Source organism: Sphingomonas sp. (assembly GCF_045810705.1).
Lineage (GTDB): Bacteria > Pseudomonadota > Alphaproteobacteria > Sphingomonadales > Sphingomonadaceae > Sphingomicrobium.
In genome coordinates this window covers 81,497-107,479 of sequence record NZ_JBJMVI010000002.1, presented here as the reverse complement: position 1 = coordinate 107,479, position 25,983 = coordinate 81,497, and the positions used below count along the sequence as shown (strand labels likewise).

Sequence of the window (25,983 nt, the reverse complement as noted above, 5' to 3'; positions counted from 1 at the left end):
TTATGCCGCGAGTTGTTGGTCGTCGCCGAGCCACTCAGGCTGAAACGCAGGCTCCGCCGTCGACCAGCGCTCGGTCAGGCCCGAGTTCACGGTTCTGACCAGGGCCTGACGGATTTCGGCTGGAAAATGCGGCGCGGAAGCCGCGGCGAGGAACGCGCTCGCGAGCCACGGCCGAGCTGCGGCGCCGAGGAGCCGTTCGTAAAGGAACCGGTACTCCGCAAAACTGACGATCGGTCCGCAGGTGACGTCGAACGTACTGACCGCGATCAACGGGAACAGGAACGCCTCTGCGTCCATGAAGCCGTCGCTTGCAGGCAGCGCCGCGCGGATTCCCCTCAGAAGCCGATAAGCGTGCTTCTGAGCGGATATGTCGTGCGCCTCGCGCTCGTTCCGTGCCCAGGGGGCCGGCGAAATGTCATGCGAAAAAGCAACGTCGAGCGAACGGCAGATATAGCGCTGAGCCTCGATCCCGAAGCTTCCGAATTCCTGCATCTCGGCGAACATCATTTCGCCTGCGCCAAGCTTGATCTGCACCAACATGATCGCCTCCGTCCCTGGACGGTTCCGGCAAGTCCTTGCCTACCGTACCGGTCCTCTTTGGACCTCACGGGCTCTCCGGAGGCTGGTCACCAAATGACGGATTCTTAAGGCGGATCGAGCGCGTCGGCGGATTTCGGCAACCGCATGACCGCGCGAAGGCCGGGACGATTGTCCTCGAGCGACAGATCGCCGCCGTGCAGGCGCGCCACTGCGCGGACCAGCGCAAGCCCGAGTCCGCTACCCTCGAGCGTACGGGCCTGCTCGAGCCGGCCGTACTTCTTCATCGCGTCTTCGCGCGAATCTTCCGGAATGCCGGGGCCATTGTCTGCAACCCACAAGCGGAATTCGGAATCGGTTGCATCGGCGCCGAGCTCGATCTGGCAACAGCCGCCGTACTTCAGCGCGTTGTCGATCAGATTGGAGACCGCCTGGCCGATCAGCTCGCGGTTGCCGTAATACGGCAGATCCCCGTTTCGTTTGGCGTCGATCTCGAAGCCGCGCTCCTCGACCAGCGGCTGGTACATCTCGCACAGATCCCTGATGAGGTCGCCGAGATGGAAATGGCTGAAGTTTTCGCGTCCGATCCCGGCCTCGGTGCGGCTGATCTCGAGCGTCGCCGAGATCAAGCGCATCATTCCGGCGATTTCCCTCGAGATGGAAGAAAAAGCGTCGCGTGCCGCGTCGTCCTCGCATTCGCCGGCGGCCTTTTCGAGGCCGGCCTGGATGCGCATCAGGGGCGATCGCAGATCGTGGGCCAAAGCGTCGGTCACGAACCGGAGCTGGTCCACCAGATGCTCGATCCTGCCAAGCATGGCGTTCAGCGACGTGCCGAGCCGATCAAACGGCTCGTTGGTCGCTTTCGTCTCGATCCGCTGATCGAGCTCCCCCGCCGCAATTCGATCCGCGACCTCGGCGACCCGGTTGACTCGAGAGTTCATGAACCGGACCAGCACAAGACCGCCCAGCAAGCCGATGGGAATCGCGAGAATGAGCGATCCCAACATCGAAATGAACAGCGCTGCGCGCATCGGTGTTCGATCGTCGACGGTCACGCCGACAAGCAGCCGGTCGCGAGAGGGAAGCTGCATCGTCGACAGCCCGAATCGCTCGGGCACGACGTGCCCGTCACGGTAGAGCAGCATTTCCCTCCATTTGGTGCGTTCATCGAGCGATGGCGGCCACGCCCCGATATTTCCCGCGATCTTGCGCCCGTCCGGAGCGGTCAGCAGCAATATGCCATGCGCGAGCGGGCCCTCCGTCCGTTGCTTCACCTGCCGCGCGAGCTCGGCAACGCCGCCGGTTCGGTATTCGCCCATCAAAATGGCCGTGCGATCCTCGATCGTCGACAGATGCTCCCTGATCACGATCCGCTCGGTCTGACGGTATATGAAGAACAACATCGGGATCGTGCCGACCAGGCTGAGCGCCAGGTAGAGCAACAGGAAACGCGCTGTCGTCGATTGCTTGAGCCACGTGCCGCCGAAACGGCTCACGCAGCCTCGCTCAGCATGTATCCGACGCCGCGCACGGTGTGAAGCAAGGGTGTTTCGGCACCCTCGTCGATCTTCTTGCGAAGCCGGCTGATGTGAACGTCGATCACATTGGTGCCCGGATCGAAATGATAATCCCAGACTTCCTCGAGCATCATCGTCCGCGTAACCACATTATCCCGATGCCGAAGCAGGCATTCGAGCAGACGGAATTCGCGCGGCTGGAGTTCGATGCGGCGTCCCGCCCGTTCGGCCCTGTGGGTCAGAAGGTCCATCGTGAGATCGCTACAGGTCAGTGCAGTAACGACCGGCTCGCGAGCAGAGGCTCCGCGCCTCTGCAATGCATCGAGCCGCGCGAGGAGCTCGGAAAATGCGAACGGCTTGATGAGATAATCGTCGGAGCCGGCCTTCAGCCCCTTCACCCGATCGTCGGTGGAACCCAGCGCAGACAGGATAATGACGGGCGTTTCGACTCCGGCAGCGCGCATCGCCGCGAGGACCGAGAGACCGTCCATTCCGGGCAGCATGCGATCGAGAACGACCGCCGCATATTCGCCGTCCGTGGCATGGAACAGTCCGTCGCGGCCGTTGCTTGCGCGGTCGACCAGATAGCCGTTTTCATCGAGCCCCTTCGCGATATAGTCGCTGGTCGTCTCGTCGTCCTCGACGACCAGTATTTTCTTGGTCATCGCAATTCCTCCTCGAAGGGAGACGGCTCTCCGGCCTGCGAGTGCACCGTCAACGGCACTATAACAGATTGGCCGTGCCGGTTCAGCCGGACGGTCAGGACCTGGTTCTCTTTCCTGAGCCCCGCCGCGAGATCGTTCATTGAACTCACCGGCCGGTCGATCGCAACGATGACATCGCCGGTCCGGACCCCGGCATGGGCCGCGGCGCCTCCGCTCGCGACGCTGGTGACGACCACGCCGTGCGTTCCGCCCGTCAGCCCGAGGCTGCGGGCCGTCGCCGAATCCAGAGGTTCGACAGTTGCACCGATCGCCTCGTCGAGCTGGCCGACCAGCGCTGCTCCTCGGGGCGCAAACACCGACGCGAGCGGTGAATGCCTCGGCCACAGCGCGGCCGCTGCAAAGCCACAGATCAACAGGACGGCCAGAACAGCCGTCAGAGGTCTCAACGCGATAAGGTTCGAGCGCTTTTCCACGGCTGGAAAGTGCGGTGCGACGGCTTTCGCGACCGCGTGCGTTTGATGAACGTTTTGTAAGGTCGGCTTCGGGCATCAATTCGCCCGTCAATGGGTTACGGCCGGGTCCACCTGGATGACGTTCATCATCCCCTTATCCTCGTGGCTGAGGATGTGGCAGTGGAACACGAAACGGCCGGCGATGTCGCCGCGGAAATCCATCCGAAGCTTGACGCTTGGATAGGCGCTTTTGCCATCCCACGCCGGCAGGTCGACCGTATCGAGAAATTGGCCGTCAATGCCGGGTGCCGGCGCGAACTTCCCGAAATTGTCCTGGCTCTCCACCAGGAAGTGGATCTGGTGGATATGGAATTCATGACTTTCGTGGGTCCGATTCTGCACGACCCATTCCTCGACCGCCCCGACGTGCGTGACGATCGCCGGCGGCATCCCGGGTTCGAACGCGTGGTTCGGCTGCCCTTCGACCGTCATGAAGAAGGTATGCTCGCCCTCGGCGAAGAAAATCGCGCGGCGTGCGGTGACCGGTGCTGTCGCAAGCCCGGCGAACCGGCGGCCGCTGCCCCGGACGAGGCGTGCCTCGCGATAGGGAGCCGCCGCGGTGCGCGCGGACGGCGCAATGGTGAACAGCGCGCGGCGCGGATGGCAATCACCGTCCGGGCCGGTGTCGACGGCGTTGGTGATCAGCTCGGCCGATGCAACACGGGTTGTTGGCGTCGTCACGACGAACTCGACGCGAGAGGCCGTAGGAAGACGGAATCTTGTGACGCTCAGCGGCCGACCTGGTTCGGTCGCGTCCTGCGAGTTCACCGGCACCCCGTCGATCGCGACGATTTCGAGCGGCTGCGGCACTCCGTCGTAGAGGAGTTGAAGGTCGAGGATGGTGTCGGCGGAGAGATTCCCGACGCGCCAGAACTCCCGCTTCCCGGCGGGCACGGCGATCCTTCCTTTGGCGTAGACGACATTCCCGCCGACCCGCGAAGAGTCGTTCGGCACGAAATTGACGCTGACGTCGCGGTTGGGGACTTCTCCAGCCGGATTTGCGACGGCGCAATCATCGTCATCGCCGGCAAGCGGGCGCTGGTCCCGCACCAGGAAGATGCGCGACGGCATGCCGGCGACCGCCGGCTGCAGCTTCTCGATTCCGCCGACGATCAGCGCACCGGTCGCGCCGCCCATTGCCAACAGATCGGCGGTGCCGTGGACGTGCGGATGATACCAGTAGAGGCCGGGCGGCTCGTCGATCGGAATGGTGAATCGGTATTGGAACGTGTCGCCGCTGTTGATGAGGGTCTTGAGCACATCGTCGGCGCCGCAGGTCGGAGGGACGTTGGTGCCGTGATAGTGGATATTCACCGCGGAGCTGGACATCGTCGGCGAGCCGCAATGCGGCGGGTCGATTCCCATTTGGCCGATTCCGCGCGGCGTATTGTTGGTGACCGTGATCGCCAGCGTGTCGCCAGGCACGACGTGCAGCATTGGGTTCTGCAGCCCGTCAGGCGTCATGAAACAGAAGATACGGCGCCCGTGCTCGTCGACGCGGGTCTGGAAGGAAAGCGACACGGCGAGCGTGCCGTTGGCACTGTGGAGTCGCGGCGGGTCGGCAATCGGGCCGCCTGCAGCTGGCCGCGGACAGGTGTTCGCGACCGGTGCCACGGCCGGCAGCTCCCCGGGGTCCGCAGAGGAAGAGCCGGCGGTGCAAAACACCGCCATCAAAATGCCCCAGCTCACGATTTTGCCCATGCCGCAGCCCCTGACCGCGTGATCGGCCAAGGCTATCATTCTCCGGCGGCGGGGGCCACCGGCGGATGGGCCTAGATGCGCGCGGGGGTCCCCAGGGCCTTTACCAGCTCGAGCTGCCTGGGCGTGAGAAGCGCATTGATCTGGCCATGAGTCTCGGCGCTGATTGCGTGCACCTGCGCCATGAACTCGTCGTGGGTCAGCGACGCAGGGGCCGATTCAAGGATGGCGAGGATGCGATCGTGGTGCGCCAGGAGAATCGGCCTGATCTTCGCGACCTGATCCGGCGTGAGGTCCAGGTTCCTGGTCAGATTGGCGAGGGGCTGGTCGACCAAAAGCGTGCCGGTGCCGCGCGCGATCATCTGCCGGCGCCAGTCCGGGCCCGTGACCGTTCCCGGTGCTTGAGCGTTAGCGGCTGCTACGAGCGCCGGGAGCAGCGCGACCGCAAGTGTTGAAAGCCATCTCATCGGATGTCTCCTTTGGCGCGCGTTGGGGTCCAGCCGCGGCGGGACCCCGTCGCACGAGGCCTGGTTCAGCCCCTGCCGGAGCGACCGCCGGAGTGACCGCCGCCGAAGCCGTGACCGCCGCCAAATCCAGCGCCGCGCCCGCCGCCGAAGCCGTGACCGCCACCAAATCCAGCGCCGCGCCCGCCGCCGAAACCGCGACCGCCGCCAATTCCAGCGCCGCCGCGGCCAGCGCCGCCGCGGCCAGCGCCAAAGCCGTTGCCGCCAAGGGCACTCTGAGTTCGAACGGGGCCCGGGCTGTGCATCCCGTTGCTCAGCGCAGGACTTTGGCCAGCCCAGTGATTCTGCTCGGCCGGGGTCAAGGCGTGCGGCTGGCGATTGCGGTCGTACATGTACGCACCGCTCCCCGGATAGAAGAAGCCGTTATACCAGCCGCAATATGGATAATTGAAAGTACCAGCCCATCCATTGGTCCAGCACAGATCGTTGTAAGGCGCCCCAGCGTAATAGCTGTCGGCAAATGCCGGAGTGGCGGCGCCAACGGCGACACCCTCGGAGCAGGCGGCCAGCGAGAGTCCGCCGGCGGCGAGTAGAAGTGCAATTTTGGTGCGCATGTCAAAAGCCTTTCTGTGGATCGGAGCGCGCATCATCGCGCAACCAACCCAAAGGCTCGCTGGCGAACGACTTACGGATTCGTCATTCCGTTCGACCAGGTCGCGGAATTACGAATTCCTCATCTGCTGGTCAGCCCGGCTCCAGTTCGCCTGGGCCATGTCTCTATCGGCCAAGCGGCAGGTCCAGGGTCGTTCCGGCCTGCACAGGAGGCCCCTTGATGCAACCGTCAGTCGAGCAATGTGAGAGGTCATTTCATGGAAATCGTCCGTAAACCGCAAGCGATTGCGGCCGGTATCGAACTGGACATCGACAACATCCTGGATCGGCACTGGCTCCTGGTCGGGGGGCGGGTGGCGATCACCTTTATGTTTTGGTTTGCAGGCGTCGGATTCTTGCTCAACTTCCCGGCGGCCACCGAAATGATGCGCGGCTATGGCCTGGAGCCGGCGACATTGATCGCCGCCCTGATGGTGTTCGTGCTGCTCGTCGGTTCGGCACTCGTGATTGACGGCCGGCTGGTCTGGCTCGGCGCAGGAATGCTGGGTGTATTCACTCTCTCGACGATCCCAACCATTCACCATTTTTGGACGATGACCGGGACGGCGGCGGTCGAAAACCGCCTCGAAAGCGAGGAGCATTTGACGGTGATCGGTGGCCTGATCCTCGCTTCGATCCTCGCGCACCTGGAGAATCGCCGGCGGCCTCGGGCACTATCACGACCCGTGGGTTTCGATCACCCTGCCAATTGAGATGCGGCCGCCCCTGGGAACGTCGGGGATGTTGAATTCGATCGTGCCCGCGGCGGAATTCGGCGCCGCCTGGATCGGCAATGTCGAGCTACTGATTCGATCCCCCGTCGATCGGCCGTGCACGATGAAGTGGATCTGGCGCCACCATGGAGCATAGTCGCCTTCGCGCGGTCCGAAATCGATAACGAGATTGCTGCCGTCGACCGCGCATCGCACCGTCTGGCGCAGGTAGTGGCCCTTCGCGAAAGCCATGGAATGCCCGTCATCGAGATAGATCGTGCCGGCGCAGTCGGCGCCGGGATAGACTTCGAGGTAGAGCGGACCCTTGGGCGTTTGGGATGTGCTCTGAACGAGCGGTTGGCGCGGCAGGATCGTCCCCGCGCGGACGAACACGGGGAGACTTTCAAGGCTTGGCGTTTCAGTGATGGTGGACGACCCGAGAACCGGCTTGCCCGTCCAGTAATCGTACCAGCCGCCCTTGGGCAGGCAGACGTCATAGGCCTGTGGCGACTCCATCTTGGGTGGAGGCGCGATCAGCAGCGCCGCGCCCAGCGTGAACGTCATCGACTGGTCGCATAGCGCCTGCGCGGCATCGGGATAATCGTAGAACACCGGCCGCATCAGCGGGTCCCCGGTGCGCGCGTTGAGGTCGGCGAGCGCGTAGAGATAGGGCAGAAGGCGATACCGCTCCTCGACGAAGCGGCGGCGGATCGCGAGTTGCGCGGGGCCATCGACCCACGGCTCCGCGCGAGGCTTGTCCTTCTCCGAATGGTCGCGGAAGATCGGCGTAAACGCCCCAATTTCAAACCAGCGAGTCATGAGATCGGGGCTCGGTCCGCCGGTGAAGCCGCCGATATCGGCGCCGGCGTAAGAGAAGCCGGAAAGGCCCAGGTTGACCAATTGGTGGACCATCAGCCTCAGGTGATCCCAGGTCGACGAATTGTCGCCAGTCCAGGTCACCGAGTAACGCTGGCCGCCGGCATAGCTCGCGCGGGTCATCACGAATGGGCGTTCGTTCGGGCGCAGCGCCTTCACGCCCTCATATGTCGCCCGCGTATTCTCCATTCCATAGACGTTGTGAATCTCGGCATGAGCGGCATTGCGCGGCGAAAAGTCGTCGCTGTCGACGCGATGCACGGCGTCCAGCGGCATGGTGCCGGTGTCATTGAACACCGACGGCTCGTTCATGTCGTTCCAAAATCCCGCGACTCCGGCGTCGACCAGCTGTTTGAAGTTCGTGCCCCACCAGGCGCGCGCTTTGGCGTCGGTGAAGTCGGGGAAGACGGACGGCCCAGGCCAGACCTTGCCGACATAAGGCGATCCATCCGGATTATGGACGAAATGGTTTCCAACGATGCCCGTGTCGTACGGCGCGTAGCTTTGATTGGGCGCCGCGGCGACGTGGAGGTCGGTGATCGTCACGAGCTTGATGCCGTCGGCTCCGAGCTCTCCGGTCAGGCTCTTGAGGTCCGGAAATGCTTTCGTATTTACGGTGAAGGGCCGGTTGCGATCCTGAAAATCGATGTCGAGCCAGATGATGTCTGTCGGAATCCGGTCCTGGCGCAGGGTTCGGGCGATCTCGCGCACTTCGTCAGCCGACATGTAGCTGTAGCGCGACTGCTGATAGCCGAGCCCCCATTGCGGCGGGAGGGGCGCCTTGCCGGTCAGGTCGGAATAGCGGCGCACGACGTCGCGGATGGCCGGACCGGCGATGATGTAATAATCGATCGGGCCGTCCGGACCGCCCATGGCCAGCGTATCCCGGGCGGCGTGGCCGAAATCGAAGAAGGTCCGCCAGCTATTGTCCAGCAGGATGCCGTAGCTTCCGCCCGTCCCGCCGAGCGAGATGAAGAACGGGATCGATTTGTAGATCGGGTCGGTCGAGCTGTCGAAGCCGTAGGCATCGGTGTTCCAGTCGACGTAGCTCTTGCCGCGGCGGTCGAGCGTGCCGCCGGTCTTATCGCCCAAGCCGTAGATATGCTCGCCTAACGGCAGCGCCTTGCGCAGCGTGAATGCGCGGCCGTCGAGGGACATCGGTGAGCCCCTATCGGCGCTGATAACTTTGCCCGACAGGTCGGCTACCGTCAGCGCGAGGCTGGACGGATCGACCGTGACGCGGATCGCGTTTGTCGCGAAGCCGTCGTCCAGCGGTGTCACTGCGGCATGATGGGCGCGCATCGCCGGAAGGACTGCCCAGCTGGCGTCTTCGGGCAATATTCCATCACGCGCGATTCGAACGCGGATGATTTGGTCAGTCACCGCAGTCACGCGCATCAGCACGCGGCCGCGATGCACCTCAAGCCCGTCTGCCCGCGCCACGGCCGCATTCGAAGTGGCGGTCGCCGCCCGGTCGGCAGCCTCCGAACCTGTTGGAACCGCCAACAAGGCCGCGAGAACCGCGCAAACTCCCATTCTCATTTCGGTTGTCCCCGCCCCGCCTGGATCATGATTTCAGAACTGCTGCTCTCAGCCGCTGTTTCAGCGTCATCCGCTGATGCGGGGTCATAGCGCCGAGGATTCCCCGGGCGGTCGGCGGAATGTGCGCCGCGCCGTCGTCGCCGAAGACGTGGGCGTCGATCATCGCTCGCCAATAGGCGCGCTCCTGCGGAGCGAGTTCCTTCAACGCGAGCAATGCGGTCAGAAACGCGTCGTAAGGGTCGCCGAGGCCAGCGGGAACACTCCCCCACCAATAATTGACCATCGCATTGTAAGGATCGCGCGAGGTCACGTGATGCCACCAGTATCGCGGCATTAGCAGCGCATCGCCGGGCCCGAGGTGAGCGACTCGCGCCGCCTCGAGCGCGTCGCGGAAGCGCGGAAAAGCATCGAGATCGGGCGCTTCGGGGTCGACAAGCGACAACGGCGGCGGATTGTCGAGCGGACCGATGTAGAGGTTGGCGACCTGGTCGGGAGGGAACAGGACGAAGCGCCGGTGGCCGGCGACGACGCAGGCGAGATTATGATCGCGGTCGTTGTGGATTTGCGTCTTGACCGGGCCGCCGAGCCAGAGCTTCGGGCGAGCACCGATCGGAAGCAGCGGCATCGGGTTGTCGCGCACGAACGCCGGCATTTGCGAGTCGAGCGGCAGCATCTGAATCGCGAGGTAAGCGGCGGCCGGGCCGGTGCGTGCCCGGGCAATTCGCGCGAGTGTCTCGCCTAACGGACGCGTGCGCTTGGTGAAGCTGAATTCGCGCGGGTCGGCGGCATAGCCGAATCGACCGCGGCTCGACGGCGGCGCCTCCATCACCGGCACGGGCGCGCCGCCATCCCGCTCCAGCAGATAGGTGTCGAGTGTCGCCGGCGATCGTGCCGCCGCGGCGAGAGCCGGCCAATGATCGATCGCTCCCTTCAGGAGGACGGGTTCGGCGCGCTCGAGCAAGTGGTCGATATTCCGTACGTCGTTCGACTGCTCCGTCGCGACCGACGGAAGCACATCGAGCGGATCGACCGCCGAGATGGAAGCCGCCGCGGTCATGACGTACCGCCGGCGCCCGTCTCGGCGAGATAATTGCCGTGCGTTGGCTGCTCGAGCACCTTGGTTCGGACAAAGCCGAGGATCCGCCTGAAATCTTCTTTCATGCGCTCGGGCGGCACCGTTTCGATCGCCGGCGGCCAAGTCTCCGGCATTAGCCCGAGGCCAACGAACAGTGCGCGCCACTGGTCGGGGCTGAACGTCTCGTCTTCCATTGGCGCGACGGCGCCGCGAGCGCGGAACGTCTCGATCTTGTGGAGAAGGCTATCGGGCGCTGCTGGCGATGCCCCGGTGAGAAAGTAGGGCGCGGCCTGGAAATCGCGGAGCCGCTCGAAATGAGAGCGCGTGACGCGGTTGTATTCCGCGCGCTCCGATTCCGCTCCGGCGGTCGTCGGGAATAGCGACAGCAAGTGGACGATTCCGAGCTGGACGGTGTGGAGGTCGAGATCCAGTAGCGGGTCAAGTGCGCACGCCGATGCGCCGATGGCGACGCAATTGCCCGACCAGGCTTCGGCGCGAATAGCCGGCGCCAGCGATGTGATCGCGACGTCGGTCAGCGCCGAACCCGAAGCCTTGGCGGCAGTGGCGGTCGCCCCGTCGTCGCCTTCCTCGTTCGCGCGATAGGCGTGGGTCACATAGCTCGCCGCCTGGGTGGAGTAGAGCGCCGTGCAGCTCGTCGGCGACAGGCGCAGCTCGGCGTAGCTTGGCACTGATGGAAGGGGTTTGCGCTTCCCGGTCACGCGCCGGTCAAAGGGGAAGAATGCGCGCCAGTCCTCGCTTCCGACGCCAAGAGCGCCGCCGAGCAGGATCGCTTCCGGCCCGCTCGTGTCGATGAACAGGTCGCCGCCGATGGCCGGTCCGCCATCGGGGCTGACCGATCGGATGATGCGGCCGCCTTCCTCCTGCTCGACGCGGACCTCGACGGCTTGATGGATAGCAACCCCAAGCCGAAGCGCGTGGCTTTTGAGCAGCGCGGCATAGGCGATCGCGGGGAGATGATAGGCATAATCGGTCCGGCCGAACTGTTCGGTGTCATCGTCCGGAAGCATGATCCGCCCGTGCCGCGCGGCCATGGCCGTCGGCGAGAAATCCTCAAGCTTGGCCGTCAGGCCGAAGCGGTGCGCCTTGAGCCAGAAAGGGAAAAAGTCGCTGCCGTCGATCGGCGCTCCGTACGCGCCATGCGCGAGGAAGAACGGCGCGCCGCTGGGCGGAACGATATTGTAGCCGAGCGAGAAGCTGCCCCGCGTGCTGCGCAGCAACTCAGCTTCGTCCAGCCCAAGCCTCGCGTGAAGCGACTCGATTGGCGGCAGCGTCGCGTAAACAGACGCGGGACCAAGCCGGCTTGGAAGTTCGACTGCCGTCACTCGCGCGCCGGCCGGCCCCAACGCTTTGCGAAGCGCGGCCGCCGTTAGCCACAGAGCAGCATCGCGCCCGACGATGACGACCTGGCGCAACGGCGCGGTCATGCCGCAACGCTCTCGGTCGCAGCGCAATAGCTGGCGATGAATTCGCGTTGCGACGGCATCGCTGCGACGGCCGCTTCAATCCGGCTCTTGAAGTCAGCGCATTGCGAATCGACCAAGTCGAGATCGAACGTGTCGGCAAGTGGATCGTGGCCTTGCGGGTCAAGGCCCTGACCGAACAGGACCGAGAGCCAGCTGTCGCGGGAGAACAGGCCGAACTGATATTCAGGCGCTGTGGCGCGCGCCCGGAAAAGCGCCATTTTGTGCCCGAGGCTATCCGGCAACGGCATGGAGCGCAGATAGTCCCACAGCGGCTCGCCCACGCGTCGGTTGGCGACATAATGGAGGATCAGGAAATCCCGGATCCGCTCATATTGCATCGTCGTCAGCCGGTTGAACTCGGCGGCGAGCCGCGGATCGATAGCGCGATCGGCGGCAGGCGAGGGCATCAGGTCGATGAGGTCGATGATCGCGGCCTGGATGAGGAAGATGCTGGTCGATTCGAGCGGCTCGAGGAAGCCGCTGGCAAGGCCGACCGCGACGCAATTGCCGACCCACGCGGAAGTTCGCCTGCCGGGACTGAAGCGGAGCAGCCGCGGCTCGCTCTGCGGGGCGCCGTCGAGATTTGCGAGCAGGGTCTCCTGCGCCTCGTCCTGCGAGATGAAGTCGCTCGAGAAAATATAGCCGTTGCCGATGCGGTGCTGGAGCGGGATGCGCCACTGCCAGCCCGCCGTTTGAGCGGTCGATCGTGTGTAGGGCGTCAGGCCGTCGCCGCCGTGATCGCACGGGACCGCCAGGGCGCGGTCGCACGGCAGCCAGTGATGCCAGTCTTCCCACCCGACGCCGAGCTCTCCACCCAGCAGGAGCGAGCGAAACCCGGAGCAATCGATGAAGAAGTCGCCGGCGATCCGGGTGCCCGACTGCATCGACAAGGCAAGGATCGCGTCGGATTGGGAGCCGCGCTCGACCGCCGCGATCCGCCCTTCCATGCGCGCGACGCCGCGCGCCATCGCCCAGTCGCGGAGGTAGGGCGCATAGAGGCCGGAATCGAAGTGATAGGCATAGGAATAGGTCGAACGGACCGAGCCTGGATCCTCGTCGGGCAGCGCGAACGCGTTCGCGCGCGCGGCGGCGATCGCCATGGAGTAGGATTGAAACGGCGCAACATCGCGGCCGTTCTCGCGAAGGCGCAGCCAGTGGTGCTGGAACTGGACTCCGCCCCACGGCTCGCCGAACGCGCCGAACGGATGGATGTAGCGGTCGCCGGGGCGATCCCAGTCGCGGAATTCGATACCCAGCTTGAACGTCGCCCGGGTGGCGCGCATGAACTCCGCCTCGTCGAGGCCGAGCATGTCGTTGAACTGCTTGATGTGCGGCAGCGTCGCTTCGCCGACGCCGACAATTCCGATCTCATCCGATTCAATCAGGACGACGCTGTATGACTCACGCGGCAAGCGGCGCACGATGGCTGCCGCGGTCATCCAGCCGGCCGTGCCGCCACCGAGGATCACAATGCGGAACTTGTTGTCTGCCTCCGCCATTGGCCGGTCAGCTCCCAAAAAATGCTGCGCCGCCGTGAGCATGGCGGCGCAGCGAGGGGAAGCATATCATCAGAATTTGAAGCGGGCGCCCGCTTGGAAGCTGCGGTCGACCCTGCTCCATGCCGAATTCATGAAGACGGGCTTTGCGCCTGGCGACTGCGGCGAATCCCCAAAGATCTGCTGCTGGTAAACGGTCGTCGTGCCGAGCAGGTTGATGCCCTCGAGCGAAAGCTCGATGTTGCGGGTGATCGAATAGCGGATCGACCCGTCGAGGAAGCCCGCGGCCTTCTGGAACACCGGCAAGCCGATACAGCAATCGAGATTCTGCGTCAGGTAGCGCGAGCGCCAGTTGTAGGCGAGACGTATGGCGAGCGGTCCCTTTTCGTAGAGGCCGACCGCATTGACCGTATGCTTCGAGATTCCGGCGAGCATGTGAGAATCGATGACAGGGCCGGCACCGCCCAACGCGGGATTGCCGATACCTTGCGCTCCGACACCGCCGCCGTCTGTCGCAGTGATCAGGTTCGAATTGTTGATCCCCGACTGGTGCACATAGGTGTAGTTGAGCTGCATGCCGAGGCCGCTGAGCGCGCCCGGAAGGAAGGTGAAGAAGGTCTGGTAGTTGGCTTCGAAGCCATAGAGCTTGCCGGTACCGGTCGCGTTGATCGGACCGTTCACCTGCACGGCTTGGGTCGACCCGTTATTGGTGAAGCTTCGCGAAGACTGACCGTAAGCGATAAGGTCGGTTAGGCGCTTGTAGAACGCGTCCACCGTGAACGACGAGGTGCGGCCCATGTACCGTTCGAACGAGACGTCGAACTGGTCGGCCTTGACCGGTCTCAGCCCCGCGTTGCCGGCATTGGCCTGGAACACGAAATTGTAGCCGACGACATTGGCCGCAACATGCGCCGCAGTCGGCGAATTGTAGACCACGTAGGGTGAGTCAGGCCCAGTGTTGATAATCGGCGCGTTGATCTGGACGAAGTTGCGCAACAGCCCGATGTCGGGCCGCGAGATGGCTCGCGAATAGGCGAAACGCAGGAAGTCCTTCTCGTCCAGGCCGAACCGGACGTTGAAGCTCGGCAGCCATTGGGTGGTCGACTTCTCATAGGTATTGGGGATGCCGCCGCCGCTCGCAAAGGCGCGGATCGCCGGTGTCAGGTAGCAGCTTGGGCTGACGACTGCGGGTGCGACCGGAGGGGCGCACGCGGGCAGCCCATTGAACGTTGTCGCGCTCGGGAAGCCGACGCTTCCGTTGCCGAATTCGGTCGTGCGCACTGCGCGCACTCCGACATTGCCGACGACCGTCACTCCGTTGAAGATCGTTTTGTCGTCGCCGCCGAAATTGAGCATTGCGTAGGCCGATTCGGTGCGTTCGCGCAGCTTCATGATCTCGGAGGGAAGGAAACAGCCGATCGTCCCGGCCCGATCGCAGATCGGTGTGTAGCCGCCCGAGAGCGGCGGATTGGTCGCCGCGCCCGACAGGCCTGCCATCAATTTGCTATAGTCGGTCAGTACCGACTGATTGACGAACGCCAACGCGCCGTTGGGATAGACTTTGCCGTCGTACAGGCCGCCGATATCGAGCGGGCCGAAGATACCGGCGCCGTAGCCTTTGAAATTGGAGTCGCAGGCCGCCGCCGGGTTGGGCTGGGTATTATCGGCGTTGAAGCCGGCGCCGTTGCAATTCCAGCTGGCGGCGATCGGCGTCCAGTTGAAGGTCGAATAACGCACCGTCTGGTGGCGGTCGGCCCAGCGTACGCCGACTTTCAGCGAGTCGAGCCAGCTGTCGTGCGCGAAATCATATTTGAGGTCGGCACGAAGGGCGTTCTCGTGTGCGTCATTGTCCTCGACGTGCCCCTGGATGAACGGAATCCAGTAATTGTGCGGATTGGCGAGGCCGCCGCTGGCGTAATTGACGTTGGATCCGGGCAGCAGCACGACCTGCGGCGTCCCGTCGGAATTCAGCGAATATTGGTAGTTCGCCATCGACCCGGTCGCGACCAGGATGTCGTTGTTGAACGCCGACGCCGTGATGTGCTGTGCGTCGAGGTTGAGATGGACTCGCGGCGTGACATCCCACTGGATGTTCGCCGAAAGATCCTTGGTCCCCTCACGATGGTCGAAGTCGCGCGATTCGTTCTGGAAGTAGAGTCCGTCGCGCGCGGTCGTGCAAACCTGCGGCAAGTTGCAATTGTTGACGAACGGCACACCCGGAACCGCCGACCCGGCGTTGATCGAGTCCTGCAAGGTGCCGCCTGCGCCGTTAAAGCTCCCATGGCGCTGCGTCAGCGTGCCGCCGGTCAGCATGCCGTTCGAGCCGAAGGTCAGCCCGCTCGACCCCGCGAGGATGGAGTCCGTGCGCGGATTGAATGCGCCGGTTCCAAAGTAACTGCCATCGAGGATCGCGTGGCTGGCGTACTCGATCCATGAATTGTGATATTCGGAATCAAGATACTGGACGTTCGCGCGCACGGTGCCGCTCTGGTTTTCATATTGCCCGGCCAATGCCAGGCCGCGGCGATGGCGATCGTAATCGACTTGCGAGTAGCGAATCCCGTCGGGTGCGAATGCCCAGCCGCTGCCGCCGAATATGTTCGACGTGCAGGGGATAGAGCCATCGGCGCCAACGACCGCCGTTTTGAAGCTGATGCCGTTGGAAATGAACGCGACGCCGCTGTCCGCGCCAGCCGAGCAATATGTATCGATCTTGTCCATGATCACGCTCTCGGTGCGCGTAATCACATGACTCCAGGCGAAGTCGGCGAGCAGTCCGAAGCGCCCGGCCTCGGTGTCCCAAGTGTCGCTGATCAAGGCGGAGAATTCGGGCGTCCACTTCTTCGAGCGGCTTCCGTAATTGATCTTCGCATTGCCGGCGATGACCAGACCCTTCTGGTCGAACGGCAGCCGCGTCCGGAGATTGACGGTGCCAGCGATCCCGCCTTCGATCAAATCGGCGGTTTGGTTCTTGTAGGCGTCAACGCCGGCGAGAAGCTCGGGCGAGACGTCATTGAATTGAAGCCCGCGCGCGGAATCGGCGGAGAAGCTGTCGCGGCCGTTGAACTCGGTCCGGACCAATGGAAGCCCGCGGATGAGGACCTGCGTCGGCTCGCCCGACGGGTGGGTGCTGTCGTCTGCCGACTGCAGGCGATTGACCGAGACGCCGGGAATGCGCTGGATCGCGCTGGCGGCACTGTGGTCGGGAAATGCGCCGATGTCGGTCGCCGTGATTGAGTCGACCACGGTCGGCGCATTCTTCTTGAGCGCCTGCGATGTCGCGAGCGCTCGCCGCACTCCGACGATGACGATCTCATCCTTCTTGCCCGACGAAGTATCGGCGGGGTCCGAGCTTTGGGTCGAGGATTGTTGCGCCTGGGACGGCTGATTAGCCGTGGCCGCGCCGGCGGTAGCGACCTCGGGAGCAGCTATCGCGGCGCTCGCTCCACACAATGCGATGACCGAAACCCCTGCACGAAAAAACGCGCAGCTTTCGGCGTGCGATCGCCTGCCACTCATTAGACTCTCTCCCCCTAGTCCGCCGGCGTCGCAAGTGGAGCCGGCGACTCGGTTTTGCGCAAATTTGTGCAATTTTGCAAGCCCCCCTCTTCGTTTCCGCCTTGTCACCCTCTATGCAAGCTATGCAAAACTTGCATTGCATGCCATAGCGGCGGCGGCGAACTGGTCTCGGGGACGGGGGATTAGGGTGACTTCAGTCGATCGCGGGAATGGTCAGTGCGGCCGCCGATCCGGCGAGCATGGCGCCGCCCGCGACAATCATCGCGCCGGCCACGTTGCCATGCAACGCGACGCGCACGAGCGGTCCAAGAATGGCCGCCGCGGCGAGCTGGGGAAGCACGAGGAAGACATTATGAATGCCCATGTAGACGCCCATGCGATCGGGCGGCACGGCGGCGGCGACAATCGCGTAGGGGATCGCCAGGATCGACGCCCAGCCGAACCCGATCGCGACCACCGCGAGCCACAGCCAGCCGGTGGTTGGGGCGGCGACCAGTCCGGTCAGGCCGATGGCCGCGACCGCCAGAAACAGGGCGTGCGCCTTTCCCCGCCCCAACTGCGCTGCGATCCGGGGAAGCGCGAGCGCCGCGAACGCCGCGACCCCGTTGTACACGGCAAACAGGACCCCGACCAAATTGGCCGCGCTCTCATAGGCGAGGGTGCCGGGCGCCGGGTCGCCGTAATAGCGCTGCGCAACGGCCGGCACGGCGTAGACCCACAATGCGAACAGCGCGAACCAGGTGAAGAATTGCACGAGCGCGAGGCGCCGCATCGCCCGCGGCATTCCGATCACTTCCGTCGCGATTGCAACGAGCGGGTTGCGGGCGTTGGCGAACGACCGGCCGGCGAGCCAGTGAAGGCCTCCGAACAGCGCGATGACCGCGGCCAAAAGATAGCCTTCGCGCCGTTGTGTCCAAACGCCGTTGGCGACGGCGATCGCGATCCCGAGCAAGGTCCAGGCCGCGCCTCGCTTGAGGACCTTCGATGCTGCGCCTCGATCGATCGCCGTCGTCGCTTCGGCACGCGATCGGCCGCCGTTCACTGGGAGCGGACGTTCGCGCGTCGTCGTGACTGTCCACATCACGGTCAGAAGCAGGCCCGCGGCACCGGTCAGGAAGCTTGCGCGGACCGCCGGCGCCATTTGTCCCGGCGCGCCTGCCGGAGCGATTGCCAGCCAGTGGACGAATATCCACGGCAGGATCGACGCGAAGACTGCGCCGGCGCCGATGAACAGCACCTGCGTCGCGAAGCCCCGGTCGCGCGAGTCGGCGGGTGCCAGATCGCCCATCAACGCGCGGAACGGCTCCATGACGATGTTGATCGAAAAGGTCAGAAGCCACAGCGCCAGGGCAGCGGCGAAAACCGTGCCCGCATTGGCCATCACCATCAGCGCGAGAGCGGTCAGCAGCGCTCCGACCGTCATGAACGGACGGCGGCGGCCCCAGCGGCCGGTCGTCCGGTCACTCCACTCCCCGATAATCGGCTGGACAAGGAGCCCGGCGATCGGCCCGGCGATCCACAAAATCGGAAGGTCGTCGATCCGAGCGCCCAGCGTCTGGAATATTCGGCTGGTGTTCGCGTTCTGAAGGCCCCAGACGATCTGCACCCCGAACAGGCCGCAACACAGATTCAGGATTTGTCGCTTGGAAAACGAACGCCGTTCGTTCCGGTCGCTCAGGCGAGCAAATGGCTGAGCGACTTTTTCCAACAATCGGTCCCCGGAGCGCTATGTGCCGGCATACAAATCCCAATTGAGCACGAGCGCAATGGCTGACGTGAAATCCGCGAAGACCACTCTCGAGGACCTCGCGAAGCTCGCGGGCGTGTCCATTTCAACGGTCTCGCGCGCGCTTAACGACCACCCGCTGATCAGCACCCGGACCAAGCAGCAAATTTGGACGCTGGCGCGCGACCATGATTATGCATTTCGGCAATCCATGCCGACCGCGCCGATCGGAGCGGAAGGTTCGATCGTGGTCGTCACTCCCTATTTCCACGGCCGGCCGCTACCGCTTTCGCACCCGTTCTTTCTCGAGTTGTTGGCCAACATCGGCGAGGCGGCGAGAGTGCGCGATTGCGACTTCACCGTCAGTCACGTGGCGCCGGCGACGTACGAGGATCTCGTCCTCGCCACGACGACGAGCAGAGCCAGCGGCGTCATCTTTCTCGGCCAGAGCGCGATGCACAAGGAGCTCAACCGGCTCTCGGAGACGAACGCCCGGTTCGTGGTCTGGGGAGCAAAGCTGCCAGGACAGCTCTACCGTTCGATTGGATCCGACAATCTGGCCGGCGGAACGCGGGCGACCGCGCATCTCGCGCGGCTTGGCCGCCGCCGCATCGCCTTCATCGGCGGGACCGATCCCGAGGCGATGCAACGGCGGCGCGGATATCAGACGGCATTGAAGCAGGCGGGACTTGCATTCGACCCGGCGCTGGTTTGCGACGTTGAGTTCGAGCTCGAATCTGCCGAGGCGGCGGTCAGCGGCCTGCTCAAACGTGGGATCGATTTCGACGGTATTATCGGGACCAGTGACCTGATCGCCTTGGGCGCAATCAGGACGCTGGGCCGATTTGGCCGAACCGTGCCTCGCGACGTGTCTGTGGTCGGTTATGACGATATGCTCCTGAGCCGGCTCAGCACTCCAGCGCTGACCACGATCCGGCAGGACACGCGGGAAGCCGGCCGGCTCCTCGTTGGCAGCATCCTCGATCCGCATTCACACGCGGCTTTCGATCGCCTTCCGACCGAGCTCATCGTGCGCGAATCTTGTGGCGCCTGAGCGACGCCGGCAGCGGCCCATGATCATTCGCACCGCGGCGTCGAAAGGCGATTATCAACAGGTCGCCGCGCTCATGCGGGCATTTCTCGACTGGCATGGCGAGCGGCACGCCGCCGATCGGCACATCGTCGACAGTTACTTCGACCCCCAGGCCTTTGCGGAGGAGCTCGACAATCTCCCGGGCGAGTTTGCCGAGCCGCGCGGCAGGTTACTCGTTGCAGAAGAGCACGGCCGAATTGCCGGGTGCGTTGCGCTTCGCGATCTGGGCGGCGACGCATGCGAGATGAAGCGGATGTTCGTCTACCGCGAGTTTCACGGGCGGGGCATAGGCCAGCTTCTCGGCCGCGCGATCGTCGGCGAGGCCAAGGCCATCGGCTACCGCAAGATGCTGCTCGACACCGGGCCCGCGCAGCGCGAAGCGCAGGCACTCTACCGCAAGCTCGGATTCAAGGACATCGAGCCTTATTACGAACTCTCTGTTGAGCTCCGGAACTGGCTCGTGTTCATGGAGCTCGATCTGACTGAGTGATTGGCTGCTTTGGGGCGAAAGCAGGCGTTGACGTGCAATTGTCGCGGAAACGCCGTCAGGCTGGACAGTTGAACCGGACGCACTTATGTACCGATCGTTATGGAATGTGTCGTTCAGCGCGCGTGCAAGGGCCGGCCAAGGGAATTCGACGTCGACGAAGCCCTGGCCGCGGCGCTGCGCGTGTTCTGGAGCAAGGGCTATGAAGGCGCGTCGCTGACCGACCTTACCGAAGCCATGGGAGTGACGCGGCCAAGCCTCTACGCGGCGTTCGGCAACAAGGAAGCGCTGTTCCGGAAGGCGCTCGATTTATACGAGCGCGAAAAGCTCGCCTACGTGGGAGAGGCGCTGAAGGCGCCCACGTCCCGCGGAGTCGCTGAGCGGCTGTTGCGTGGCGCGCTCGAAATGCAGACCAGCGATCACGAGCCGAGGGGCTGCATGCGCGTCATCGGCTCCGTCAGCTGCGGGCCGGAAGCCGAATCGATCCGGGCCGATCTGATGGCGCGGCGTCAGTCCTCCCAGCGCGCGCTGTGCGACCGGATGGAGCAAGCCAAGGACGAGGGCGACCTTCCCGACGGCACCGACGTTGAGGGCCTGTGCGCCTATCTCGGCGCGATCCTGCAAGGCATGTCGATTCAGGCTGGGAGCGGCGCGACCAAGGCGCAACTCGAGGCGCTGGTCGAAACCAGCCTTGCGGTCTGGCCCGGGAAGTAGCCGAAAAAATATTTCGTACCGTGCGGTAAAGAACTCTTGACCCATCGCGAATCGCTTTATATACCGACCAGTATAGAAGAGCGGCATCAAGCCGTCGAGGAAAGCGCGATGCGTAACTGTCGCACCTCCGGGCATCCATCCGCACCGTAAGGCGCGGGCCCCCGTAAGCAGAGTTTGGGGTGGCATTCAACGCGCGGCGTGGCCGTCGCAGCGTGCGGATCGTCACATCCAAACAACAAGATCGACCTCTGCGCACTCGCTTTGCGCGGATAGGCGGGCTGCGCTCGCCAAACAGGAGAATGACCATGGCCAGCCTACCCCTCTCAGTGCCGCAGCCGCAGTTCAACGCGTTTCAGCCCACGCCCGTGATTGTCGGGACCGCGTCCGCTCCGGCGCGATTGTCCGCGCTTGAATGGTCGGTGGTCGCGATGGCCGAACGCGACGGGATTTCGAGCATTCGCGAGCCGGGCCGCTTCATCACGGCGCTCGGGAGTCTTTTCGGATTAAGGCGCACCAACCGGCTGGCCAATGAGCGGCTGGAAGTGCTTCGGCGGATCGCCATTCTCGCCTGGCACCATCGCTGGAACGTCCCCAAGTCGGAGCTTGCTTCGTTCTTCGAGGCGGGATTCAGCGCCGACCAGTACGAGCTCCTCCAAAACAGCATCGGCCAGGCCCGCTTGGCCCGTCGGCGGAGGACCGTCCGGTGAATATGATCGCCAAGTTTCAATCCGACGGCGGCGTCGAACAATCGCGGTCGATCAAATCTGCGTTCGCACAGCTGTCGCGGCCGCAGAAGTTGTCGCTGATTGCGCTTCCGCTCGCGCTCGCTGCCGGAGTTGCCATGTGGGAAACGCGTGGTGCACCGGTGGCGGCAGCGCCGCCGCCGCCCGTCGTGACGGTTGCAACCCCGCTGGTCCGCCAGATCGCGGAGTGGGACGATTATTCAGGGCGCTTCGACGCGAGCAAGAGCGTCGAGATCCGGCCGCGCGTGTCGGGCGCCATCGTCGGTGTGCATTTCACCGACGGCGCCGTTGTCCGCCAGGGCCAGCTGCTCTTCACGATCGATCCCAGGCCGTTCTCGGCGGCACTAGCCGAAGCGCAGGCCGCCGTCGCAAGCGCGCGCAGCGATCTCGCGCTCGCCCAAACCGACTATGGCCGCGCGACGCGGCTCCTCGCCGTCGATGCCGTCTCACGCAGCGACGTCGACCGGCTGCATGCGCGGGTTCAGGCAGCCGCGGCCGCGCTTGCGGCGGCCAGCGCCCGGGTCCAATCGCGCGCCCTCGACGTCGGCTTCACGCAGGTCCGCGCGCCGATCACCGGCCGCATTTCGGATCGCCGGATCGATCCAGGCAATCTTGTTCAGGGCGGCGGCAGCGGTGCGGAAGGCACGCTGCTGACGACGATCAATGCCTTGGATCCGATCTACTTCAACTTCGACGCCTCGGAAGCGCTGTTCCTCAAGGCGCGGCGCGCGCGCGAAAGCGGCGCCGCGCCGTCGGACGTCGAAATCCGGCTCCAGGACGAGACCGACTATCGCTGGCACGGACGGCTCGATTTTGCCGACAACGGCCTCGACACGCGGTCCGGGACGATCCGGCTCCGCGCCGTGGTCGCGAACCCGACCCAGTTCCTGACACCGGGCATGTTTGGGAATATGCGGCTATCGACCGGCCAGGCGGCCTCCGCGTTGCTCGTGCCCGATGCCGCCGTCCAGACCGACCAGGCGCGCAAGATCGTGCTCGTTGTCGCCAGTGACGGCAGCGTCGCGCCGAAGCCCGTCACGCTCGGTCCGCTGATCGACGGCCTGCGCGTCGTGCGGTCCGGGCTGACCACAGCGGACCGAGTCATCATCAGCGGCACGCAGATGGCGATGCCGGGGACCAAGGTGCAGGTCCGCGCGGGCAAGATCGCTCCGCAGGCAATCGCCGCGGCGCCGGACAGCGTGCCCGTACCGCTCAGCGGCGAAGCGACGTTCGCCAGCCGCTGAGGCCTGAACTTCATTTGAAACGGCCGCCTTCGAGCGGGGAGAAAATTCATGCGTCTGTCCCGCTTCTTCATCACCCGGCCGATCTTCGCGGCCGTCATCGCCATCCTCATTACGGTGATGGGCGCGATCGCCTATTTCGGCCTGCCGGTGTCGCAATATCCCGACATCGTCCCGCCGACGGTGACGGTGAGCGCGACCTATCCGGGCGCGGATGCGGAGACCGTCGCCTCGACCGTCGCCGCGCCGATCGAGCAGGAAATCAACGGTGTCGACAACATGATCTACATGTCGTCGCAGTCGACCGGTGACGGTAACCTCACCATCACCGTGACCTTCAAGCAGGGCACCGACCTCAACGCCGCACAGGTGCTGGTGCAGAATCGCGTCGCCATCGCGGCGCCGCGCCTGCCGCAGGAAGTCCAACGGCTCGGCATCGTGACGCGCAAGACCTCGCCCGACTTCCTGATGGTCGTGAATCTGATCTCGCCCAACCACTCGCTCGATCGCGGTTACATCTCCAACTACGCGCTGACACAGGTCAGGGACCGGATCGCCCGGCTCGACGGTGTTGGCGACGCCCGCCTGTTCGGCGCGCGCGATTATGCGATGCGGATCTGGATCGACCCCAGCAAGGCGGCCGCGCTCGATCTGACCGCCGGCGAGATCGTCAATGCGCTTCGCGCGCAGAACGTCCAGGTCGCCGCTGGAACGCTGGGCCAGCCTCCTTATGCGACCGGAAGCGCCTTCCAGCTCAATGTCGAAACGCAAGGGCGGCTGTCCGATCCGCAGCAGTTCGCAAACGTGATTATCCGCACCGATCCCGACGGCCGCCAGGTGCGCGTGTCGGACGTCGCGCGGGTCGAGCTGGGTGCGTCCGATTATGCGTCGAACACATACCTGTCGGGCGATCCGACGGTCATCCTCGCCGTGTTCCAGCGTCCAGGCTCGAACGCTTTGGCCGCAGCAGCGGCGGTCAAGGCCGAGATGCAAACCATGTCGAAGAGCTTCCCGCCCGGGCTCGAATATCGGATCATCTACAACCCGACCGAATTCATCTCGCAGTCGATCGACGCGGTTCGCGACACTCTGCTCGAGGCGATAGCACTAGTGGTGTTGGTCGTGATCGTCTTCCTGCAACGTTGGCGCGCGGCGGTTATTCCGGTCGTCGCGATCCCGGTATCGCTGATCGGGACATTCTCGATTCTGCTGGGCGTGGGATACTCGCTCAACAACCTTTCCCTGTTCGGTCTGGTGCTCGCGATCGGCATCGTCGTCGACGACGCCATCGTCGTCGTCGAGAATGTCGAGCGCAACCTGGCGCGCGGCCTTTCGGGACTCGAGGCGGCGCGGACATCGATGGATGAAGTCGGCGCGGCCCTCATCGCCATCGTCCTCGTGCTATGCGCCGTGTTCCTGCCGACCCTGTTCCTCAACGGGCTGGCCGGCGCCTTCTACCACCAGTTCGCGGTGACGATCTCTGCTGCGACATTGATCTCGCTCCTCGTGTCGCTCACCCTCTCGCCGGCGCTAGCGGCGATCCTGTTGAAGCCCCATGGCGAGGACAAGCCGGGTGGCTGGATCGTCGAATTGCTCCGCGCGGGCGGTGCCCGTTTCAATCAGGCGTTCGACCGCTTCAGCCAGGCTTATTCGCGGTTGACGCATCGGCTGGTCCTGATGCCCAGGCGGATGATGGTGGCCTACGCCGTGCTAATTGCGGCGACCGTCGGCCTGTTCGAGATCACCCCGACCGGCTTCATCCCGGCCCAGGATCAGGGCTATTTCCTGACGGTCATCCAGCTGCCGCCGGGGTCATCGCTCGACCGCACCGACGCGGTGATGCGCAAGGTCGCGGCGCGCATCCTGCCGATCCCCGGGGTCAAGGGTTCGGTCATGCTCGCCGGTTTTGACGGCGCGTCGCAGACCTTGGCGCCGAACGCGGCTGCAGCTTACGTGCCCTTGCAGTCGTTCGCGGAGCGCAAGAAGCTCGGCGTGACGCTCGCCAGCATCATGGCCGAGGCGCAGAAGCGCACCGCCGACATCAACGAAGCGCGGCTGATCATCGTCCCGCCGCCGCTCATCCAAGGCATCGGCTCGGCCGGCGGCTACCGGATGATCGTCGAGGATCGCGAAGGCCACGGCTTCCAGCAGCTGTCCGGCCTGTCGTGGGGCCTGATCGGCAAGGCCAATCAGACGCCGGGGCTGAAGCAGGTCTACACCTTGTTCGACATCTCGACGCCGCGGGTGTTCGCCGACGTCGACCGGCGCAAGGCCGACATGCTCGGCGTTCCGCCGGAGCGTATCTTCGAAGCGCTGCAGGTCTATCTCGGCTCGGCCTTCATCAACGACTTCAACCTGCTCGGGCGCACCTATCGCGTGACGGCGCAGGCCGACGCGCCGTACCGCGCCAGCGAAGCCGACATCGCCAATTTGCGCACGCGCTCCAATTCCGGCGCGATGGTGCCGGTGGGATCGGTGACGACCTTCCAGGACCGCACCGGGCCTTACCGCGTGTCGCGCTACAATGGCTTCCCGGCGGTCGAGATCGATGGCGACACGGCACCGGGCTATTCGTCAGGCCAGTCGCTCAAGAGCATGGAAAAGCTTGCGGCCGAGACTCTGCCGCCGGGTTTCGCGACCGAATGGACGGGCATCGCATACCAGCAGAAGGCGGCCGGAAGCACGTCGGGCCTGGTCTTTGGCATGGCGGTGCTGTTCGTTTTCCTGGTGCTGGCGGCGCAGTTCGAAAGCCTGATCCTGCCGCTGTCGATCATCCTGATCGTGCCGATGTGCCTGCTTGCGGCGATGGCCGGCGTCCACCTGCGCGGGATGGACAACAATGTGCTGACGCAGGTCGGGCTGGTCGTGCTGATTGCGCTCGCCGCCAAGAATGCGATCCTGATCGTCGAGTTCGCTCGGCAGGATGAAGCAAAGGGGATGTCGACGGTCGAAGCCGCGGTGCGCGCCGCGCACGACCGGCTCCGGCCGATCCTGATGACCAGCTTCGCCTTCATCCTCGGCAGCGTTCCGCTGCTGCTCGCGACCGGCGCCGGCGCCGAGTTGCGCCAGGCGCTTGGCACCGCGGTGTTCTTCGGGATGGTCGGCGTGACCGGCTTCGGCCTGCTCTTCACGCCGACTTTCTATGTCGTTTGCCGCGGCATCGGCGACCGCATCGCCAGGCGCCGGTCGCGCCATGAGCCGGCGCTCGTCCCGGCTGAGTGAGGAAAGTC

The 25,983-nt window shown here is 64.5% G+C and carries 20 protein-coding genes; 7 read left to right on the top strand and 13 right to left on the bottom strand.

Features of this window, described 5'->3' with window-relative positions:
- The 7 genes from ACJ8FR_RS00540 to ACJ8FR_RS00510 form a co-directional block, all read right to left on the bottom strand.
- On the bottom strand, nt 1-540 hold the full coding sequence (locus ACJ8FR_RS00540) for a hypothetical protein (RefSeq protein ID WP_407826648.1): 540 nt from the start codon (nt 538-540) through the stop codon (nt 1-3).
- A gap of 104 nt (nt 541-644) precedes the next feature.
- On the bottom strand, nt 645-2,033 hold the full coding sequence (locus tag ACJ8FR_RS00535) for a sensor histidine kinase (protein ID WP_407826647.1): 1,389 nt from the start codon (nt 2,031-2,033) through the stop codon (nt 645-647).
- A complete protein-coding gene (locus tag ACJ8FR_RS00530; RefSeq protein ID WP_407826646.1) occupies nt 2,030-2,719 on the bottom strand; it encodes a winged helix-turn-helix domain-containing protein in 690 nt (229 codons plus the stop codon). The genes ACJ8FR_RS00535 and ACJ8FR_RS00530 overlap by 4 nt, the downstream gene beginning before the upstream one ends.
- The gene (locus ACJ8FR_RS00525) at nt 2,716-3,192 is read right to left on the bottom strand and encodes a PDZ domain-containing protein (RefSeq protein WP_407826645.1); all 477 of its coding nucleotides are present in this window, start codon (nt 3,190-3,192) and stop codon (nt 2,716-2,718) included. The genes ACJ8FR_RS00530 and ACJ8FR_RS00525 overlap by 4 nt, the downstream gene beginning before the upstream one ends.
- An 87-nt stretch (nt 3,193-3,279) precedes the next feature.
- The gene (locus ACJ8FR_RS00520) at nt 3,280-4,932 is read right to left on the bottom strand and encodes a multicopper oxidase family protein (RefSeq protein WP_407826644.1); all 1,653 of its coding nucleotides are present in this window, start codon (nt 4,930-4,932) and stop codon (nt 3,280-3,282) included.
- A 71-nt stretch (nt 4,933-5,003) separates the two neighbouring features.
- The gene (locus tag ACJ8FR_RS00515) at nt 5,004-5,396 is read right to left on the bottom strand and encodes a hypothetical protein (RefSeq protein ID WP_407826643.1); all 393 of its coding nucleotides are present in this window, start codon (nt 5,394-5,396) and stop codon (nt 5,004-5,006) included.
- Nucleotides 5,397-5,461: 65 nt separating this feature from the next.
- Nucleotides 5,462-6,007: a hypothetical protein gene (locus tag ACJ8FR_RS00510; protein WP_407826642.1), complete on the bottom strand. Its 546-nt coding sequence runs from the start codon at nt 6,005-6,007 to the stop codon at nt 5,462-5,464.
- Nucleotides 6,008-6,262: 255 nt separating this feature from the next.
- On the opposite strand from ACJ8FR_RS00510, the gene ACJ8FR_RS00505 reads away from it, so the two are divergent.
- Nucleotides 6,263-6,757 (top strand): DoxX family protein, encoded by a 495-nt coding sequence (locus ACJ8FR_RS00505; protein ID WP_407826641.1) that lies wholly within the window; start codon nt 6,263-6,265, stop codon nt 6,755-6,757.
- Here the strand turns inward: ACJ8FR_RS00505 and ACJ8FR_RS00500 are convergent.
- The 6 genes from ACJ8FR_RS00500 to ACJ8FR_RS00475 form a co-directional block, all read right to left on the bottom strand.
- A complete protein-coding gene (locus ACJ8FR_RS00500; RefSeq protein ID WP_407826640.1) occupies nt 6,722-9,139 on the bottom strand; it encodes a TIM-barrel domain-containing protein in 2,418 nt (805 codons plus the stop codon). The genes ACJ8FR_RS00505 and ACJ8FR_RS00500 overlap by 36 nt on opposite strands.
- 61 nt (nt 9,140-9,200) lie before the next feature.
- Nucleotides 9,201-10,232 carry a cupin-like domain-containing protein gene (locus ACJ8FR_RS00495; RefSeq protein ID WP_407826639.1) on the bottom strand — a complete coding sequence of 344 codons (1,032 nt, stop codon included), beginning with the start codon at nt 10,230-10,232 and terminating at the stop codon, nt 9,201-9,203.
- Nucleotides 10,229-11,695 carry a tryptophan 7-halogenase gene (locus ACJ8FR_RS00490; RefSeq protein ID WP_407826638.1) on the bottom strand — a complete coding sequence of 489 codons (1,467 nt, stop codon included), beginning with the start codon at nt 11,693-11,695 and terminating at the stop codon, nt 10,229-10,231. The genes ACJ8FR_RS00495 and ACJ8FR_RS00490 overlap by 4 nt, the downstream gene beginning before the upstream one ends.
- Entirely contained in the window at nt 11,692-13,233 is a 1,542-nt protein-coding gene (locus ACJ8FR_RS00485; protein WP_407826637.1) for a tryptophan halogenase family protein, read from the bottom strand. Before ACJ8FR_RS00485 ends, ACJ8FR_RS00490 begins: the two co-directional genes overlap by 4 nt.
- Before the next feature lie 69 nt (nt 13,234-13,302).
- On the bottom strand, nt 13,303-16,749 hold the full coding sequence (locus tag ACJ8FR_RS00480; RefSeq protein WP_407826636.1) for a TonB-dependent receptor: 3,447 nt from the start codon (nt 16,747-16,749) through the stop codon (nt 13,303-13,305).
- A 193-nt stretch (nt 16,750-16,942) separates the two neighbouring features.
- Nucleotides 16,943-18,376, bottom strand: a complete 1,434-nt coding sequence (locus ACJ8FR_RS00475; RefSeq protein ID WP_407826802.1) for an MFS transporter — start codon at nt 18,374-18,376, stop codon at nt 16,943-16,945.
- A gap of 139 nt (nt 18,377-18,515) precedes the next feature.
- Here ACJ8FR_RS00475 and ACJ8FR_RS00470 point away from each other — a divergent pair, with 139 nt between their 5' ends.
- The 6 genes from ACJ8FR_RS00470 to ACJ8FR_RS00445 all read left to right on the top strand — a co-directional run bounded on the left by ACJ8FR_RS00470 (nt 18,516) and on the right by ACJ8FR_RS00445 (nt 25,975).
- The gene (locus ACJ8FR_RS00470) at nt 18,516-19,529 is read left to right on the top strand and encodes a LacI family DNA-binding transcriptional regulator (RefSeq protein WP_407826635.1); all 1,014 of its coding nucleotides are present in this window, start codon (nt 18,516-18,518) and stop codon (nt 19,527-19,529) included.
- 19 nt (nt 19,530-19,548) lie between these two features.
- Entirely contained in the window at nt 19,549-20,058 is a 510-nt protein-coding gene (locus ACJ8FR_RS00465; RefSeq protein ID WP_407826634.1) for a GNAT family N-acetyltransferase, read from the top strand.
- Between the two features lie 99 nt (nt 20,059-20,157).
- On the top strand, nt 20,158-20,769 hold the full coding sequence (locus ACJ8FR_RS00460) for a TetR/AcrR family transcriptional regulator (RefSeq protein ID WP_407826633.1): 612 nt from the start codon (nt 20,158-20,160) through the stop codon (nt 20,767-20,769).
- Between the two features lie 305 nt (nt 20,770-21,074).
- Nucleotides 21,075-21,476, top strand: a complete 402-nt coding sequence (locus tag ACJ8FR_RS00455; RefSeq protein WP_407826632.1) for a hypothetical protein — start codon at nt 21,075-21,077, stop codon at nt 21,474-21,476.
- Nucleotides 21,473-22,756, top strand: a complete 1,284-nt coding sequence (locus ACJ8FR_RS00450) for an efflux RND transporter periplasmic adaptor subunit (RefSeq protein ID WP_407826631.1) — start codon at nt 21,473-21,475, stop codon at nt 22,754-22,756. The genes ACJ8FR_RS00455 and ACJ8FR_RS00450 overlap by 4 nt, the downstream gene beginning before the upstream one ends.
- Nucleotides 22,757-22,804: 48 nt before the next feature.
- The gene (locus ACJ8FR_RS00445; protein WP_407826630.1) at nt 22,805-25,975 is read left to right on the top strand and encodes an efflux RND transporter permease subunit; all 3,171 of its coding nucleotides are present in this window, start codon (nt 22,805-22,807) and stop codon (nt 25,973-25,975) included.
- Nucleotides 25,976-25,983 lie beyond the last annotated feature (8 nt).